This is a genomic window from Paracoccus binzhouensis (genome assembly GCF_016446475.1).
Lineage (GTDB): Bacteria > Pseudomonadota > Alphaproteobacteria > Rhodobacterales > Rhodobacteraceae > Paracoccus > Paracoccus binzhouensis.
Map to the genome: position 1 here is coordinate 1 of NZ_JAEHFP010000200.1, position 3,712 is coordinate 3,712.

General features: G+C 71.5%; 3 protein-coding genes and 2 pseudogenes. All 5 read left to right on the top strand.

What is annotated here, in order from left to right; translation table 11 throughout:
* A pseudogene (locus tag I9P22_RS23580) lies at positions 1-354 on the top strand (thymidine phosphorylase); the annotation flags it as partial.
* Entirely contained in the window at positions 347-1,531 is a 1,185-nt protein-coding gene (locus tag I9P22_RS23585; protein ID WP_199262611.1) for a phosphopentomutase, read from the top strand. The pseudogene I9P22_RS23580 and the gene I9P22_RS23585, both read left to right, overlap by 8 nt.
* Entirely contained in the window at positions 1,528-2,496 is a 969-nt protein-coding gene (locus tag I9P22_RS23590; RefSeq protein ID WP_199262613.1) for an adenosine deaminase, read from the top strand. Before I9P22_RS23585 ends, I9P22_RS23590 begins: the two co-directional genes overlap by 4 nt.
* Positions 2,493-3,125, top strand: coding sequence for a uracil phosphoribosyltransferase (upp, locus tag I9P22_RS23595; protein ID WP_199262615.1), 633 nt, complete (start codon positions 2,493-2,495; stop codon positions 3,123-3,125). The genes I9P22_RS23590 and upp overlap by 4 nt, the downstream gene beginning before the upstream one ends.
* Positions 3,126-3,196: 71 nt before the next feature.
* Positions 3,197-3,712 (top strand): annotated as a pseudogene (locus I9P22_RS23600) (SPOR domain-containing protein); the annotation flags it as partial.

The following is a 3,712-nucleotide window of genomic DNA, read 5'->3' on the forward strand; positions in this document are numbered from 1 at the left end:
CCGGCCGACCTGCTCGACCGTCCCGAGCGCCACCTGCCGGCCGCGCCGGTGGTGCGCGCCGTGCCGGGCCACGGCCGCGTTGCCGCCATCGACACCGAGGCGCTGGGTCACGCCGTCGTGGCGCTTGGCGGCGGCCGGCTGCATGCCGGCGACCGCATCGACCCGCGGGTGGGGCTTGCGGATCTGCTGCGCATCGGCGAAGAGGCCGGCGATGGGCGCCCGCTGACCTTCGTTCATGCCGCCTCGGAAGCGGCGGCCGAGGCGGCGGTCGCCACGGTGCAGGCCGCCTATCTGCTGGGCGACGGGCCGGGACCGGGTCCGCTGATCCGCTGCGAGGTATCGCCCGATGACTGACAGACGCGCCTTCCTGATCGTCATGGATTCGGTCGGCATCGGCGGCGCCCCCGACGCGGCCGAATATTTCAACGACGGCCGCCCCGATACCGGCGCCAACACCCTGGCCCATATCGCCCAGGCGCGCTCGCTGGCCATGCCGAATCTCGACACGCTGGGCTTGGGCGCGGCGGTCCGGCTGGCGAGCGGCGAGGCGGCGCCCGGCCTCGGTGTCCGGCCGCAGGGGCTGTGGGGCGCGGCCACCGAGGTGTCGCGCGGCAAGGATACCCCCTCGGGCCATTGGGAGATCGCGGGCGTCCCGGTGCCGTGGGAATGGCATTACTTCCCCGATGCCCGCCCGGCCTTTCCGCCCGAGTTGACCGCCCGCATCGCGCAGGCCGCCGGCACCGAAGGCATCCTGGGCAACGAGCACGCCTCGGGCACCGAGGTGATCGAGCGCCTGGGCGCCGAGCACCTGCGCAGCGGCTGGCCGATCTGCTATACCTCGGCCGACAGCGTGCTGCAGATCGCCGCGCATGAGCAGGCCTTCGGGCTGGACCGGCTGTATCGGCTGTGCCAGGACGTGGCGGCCATGGTCCATCCCATGCGCGTCGGCCGGGTCATCGCCCGGCCCTTCACCGGGGCCGAGGGGGATTTCGCCCGCACCGCCAATCGGCGCGACTATGCCATCGCGCCGCCCGGCCGGACGATCCTCGACGCGGCGCAGGCGGCCGGGCGCGTCACCCATGCCATCGGCAAGATCGGCGACATCTTCAGCCATCGCGGCATCGACCGGCTGCACAAGGGCAAGTCCGACGCCGACCTGGCCGAACACCTGCTGCGGCTCGCTGACGAGGCCGAGCCGGGCAGCCTGACCTTTGCCAATTTCGTCGAGTTCGACAGCCTCTACGGCCATCGCCGCGATGTCGAGGGCTATGCCCGCGCGCTGGAATGGTTCGACGGCGTGGCCGGTGCGCTGATCGCCCGCCTGCGACCCGGCGACCTGGCGCTGTTCACCGCCGATCACGGCAACGATCCCAGCTGGCACGGCACTGACCACACGCGCGAGCGGGTGCCGGTGCTGGGCTGGGGCCATGGCGCGCGCGCGGTCGGGCTGGTGGGCTTTGCCGATATCGGCGCCTCGGTTGCCGCGCATCTGGGCCTGCCACCCGTCGGGCCGGGGAGGTCCTTCCTGTGAAATCCGTGAAGAAGATCGAGCTGCACCTGCATCTGGAAGGCGCCGCGCCGCCGGGCTTCATCCGCGCGCTGGCGGCCGAGAAGCACCGCGACATCGGCGGCATCTTCGACGGGCGCGGCGCCTATGCCTATCGCGGCTTCGACGAGTTCCTGCGCGTCTACGAGGCCGCGACCTCGGTCCTGACCGGCCCGCGCGACTATGCCCGGCTGCTGGCCGAGGTGCTGGCGGAATGCGCCGAACAGGGCGCGATCTATGCCGAGCTGTTCGTCTCGCCCGAGTTCTGCGGCGGCGCCGGGCTTTCGGCATGGCGCGACTATCTCGCCGCGATGGAGGAGGTCGCCGCCGCGGCCGAGCGCGACGGCATCGCCAGCCGCGCGGTCCTGACCGCGATCCGGCATTTCGGCCCGGACCGCGCCCGCCGGACCGCGCTTTGCGCGGCCGAGACTGCGGGCGGCTGGGTCGCCGGCTTCGGCATCGGCGGCGCCGAGAATGCCGGCGAACTGCGCGATTTCGCCTGGTCCTTCGATTGCGCGCGCGAGGCCGGGCTGGGCCTGACCGCGCATGCCGGCGAATGGCGCGGGCCGGATTCGGTCCGCGACGCCCTGTCGCTGGGCGTCACCCGCATCGGCCATGGCATCCGCGCCGTCGAGGACCCGGCGCTGGTCCGCGACCTGGCCGAGCGCGGCACCACGCTGGAGGTCTGCCCCGGCTCCAACCTGGCGCTCGGCATCGTGCCGTCCTGGTCCGCCCATCCCATCGCCCGGCTGGCAGACGCCGGGGTGCGGGTCACCGTCTCGACCGACGATCCGCCGTTTTTCCACACCTCGCTTTCCCATGAATACCAGATGCTTGCCGATGCCTTCGGCTGGGCCGAAGATGAGTTCCGGCAGATGAACCTCTGGGCCGTCGACGCGGCATTCTGCGACGAGACCACCCGCACCCGCCTGCGAAAGGACCTGACATGACCCGGCACCTGACCATCGTCGACCACCCCCTGGTGCAGCACAAGCTGACGATCATGCGCCAGAAGGATGTTTCCACCGCCGGCTTCCGCCGCCTGCTGCGCGAGATCAGCCTGCTGCTGGCCTATGAGGTCACGCGCGAGCTGGAGCTGACCACGATCCGCATCCAGACGCCGCTTTGCGAGATGGAGGCGCCGACGCTCGAGGGCAAGAAGCTGGCGCTGATCTCGATCCTGCGGGCCGGGAACGGGCTTCTGGACGGCATCCTGGAGCTGATCCCCGGCGCGCGGGTGGGCTTTGTCGGCCTTTACCGCGACCCCGAGACGCTGCAGCCGGTCGAATATTACTGCAAGGTCCCCAGGGAGCTGGACGCCCGCATGACCATCGTGGTCGATCCGATGCTGGCCACCGGCAACAGCTCGGTCGCGGCCATCGACATGCTGAAGGAACGCGGCGCGAAGAATCTGCGATTCCTGTGCCTTCTGGCCGCGCCCGAGGGGGTCGAGCGCATGCGCCAGGCCCATCCCGACGTGCCGATCTTCACCGCCGCGCTGGACGAGCGGCTGGACGATCACGGCTATATCGTCCCCGGCTTGGGCGATGCCGGCGATCGGATGTTCGGCACGAAATAGCCCGGCGTTAACCGCGCGTTCAGGGCCTTGGCCCTATCACCGTCCCAAAGGGTCGATTCGGGGACGGGACGATGCTGTGGATTTTGCGGGTGATGCCGGTGCTGCTGCCGGGGCTGGCGCTGGCGCAGGACATCCGTCCGGCCGAAGAGCCGCCGGCCGATTTTCTTGCGCGGCAATATATCGACAGCCGAGGCTGCGTGTTCCTGCGCGACGATGCCGGGCAATGGGCGCCGCGCCTGGCGCGTGACGGGGCGCCGATCTGCGGCTATCCACCGACGCTGTCCGCGCGCGGCCTGGACGGCAAGCCGCGGCTGCGGGCGCTGGATCCCGATGCCGGGCGCAGCCGCGCCGAGCTGCTGGAGGAGGCGCTGTCCCGGACCGTCATCACCAACCTGCGGTCGGGCGAGCTGGCCAGCGATCCGCGGCCGATGGAGGTGCTGCCCGACCTGGGCCCCGAGCCGAGCTCCGCCGGTCCGGCCGATGCCTTGCGCGCGGCGCTGACCGCGGCGCCGGCGCTGCGTCAGGGCATGGCCGGCGCGCTGCAGCCGAACCGCCGGCTGTGCGAGCTGCTGGGCTATGACGGCGCG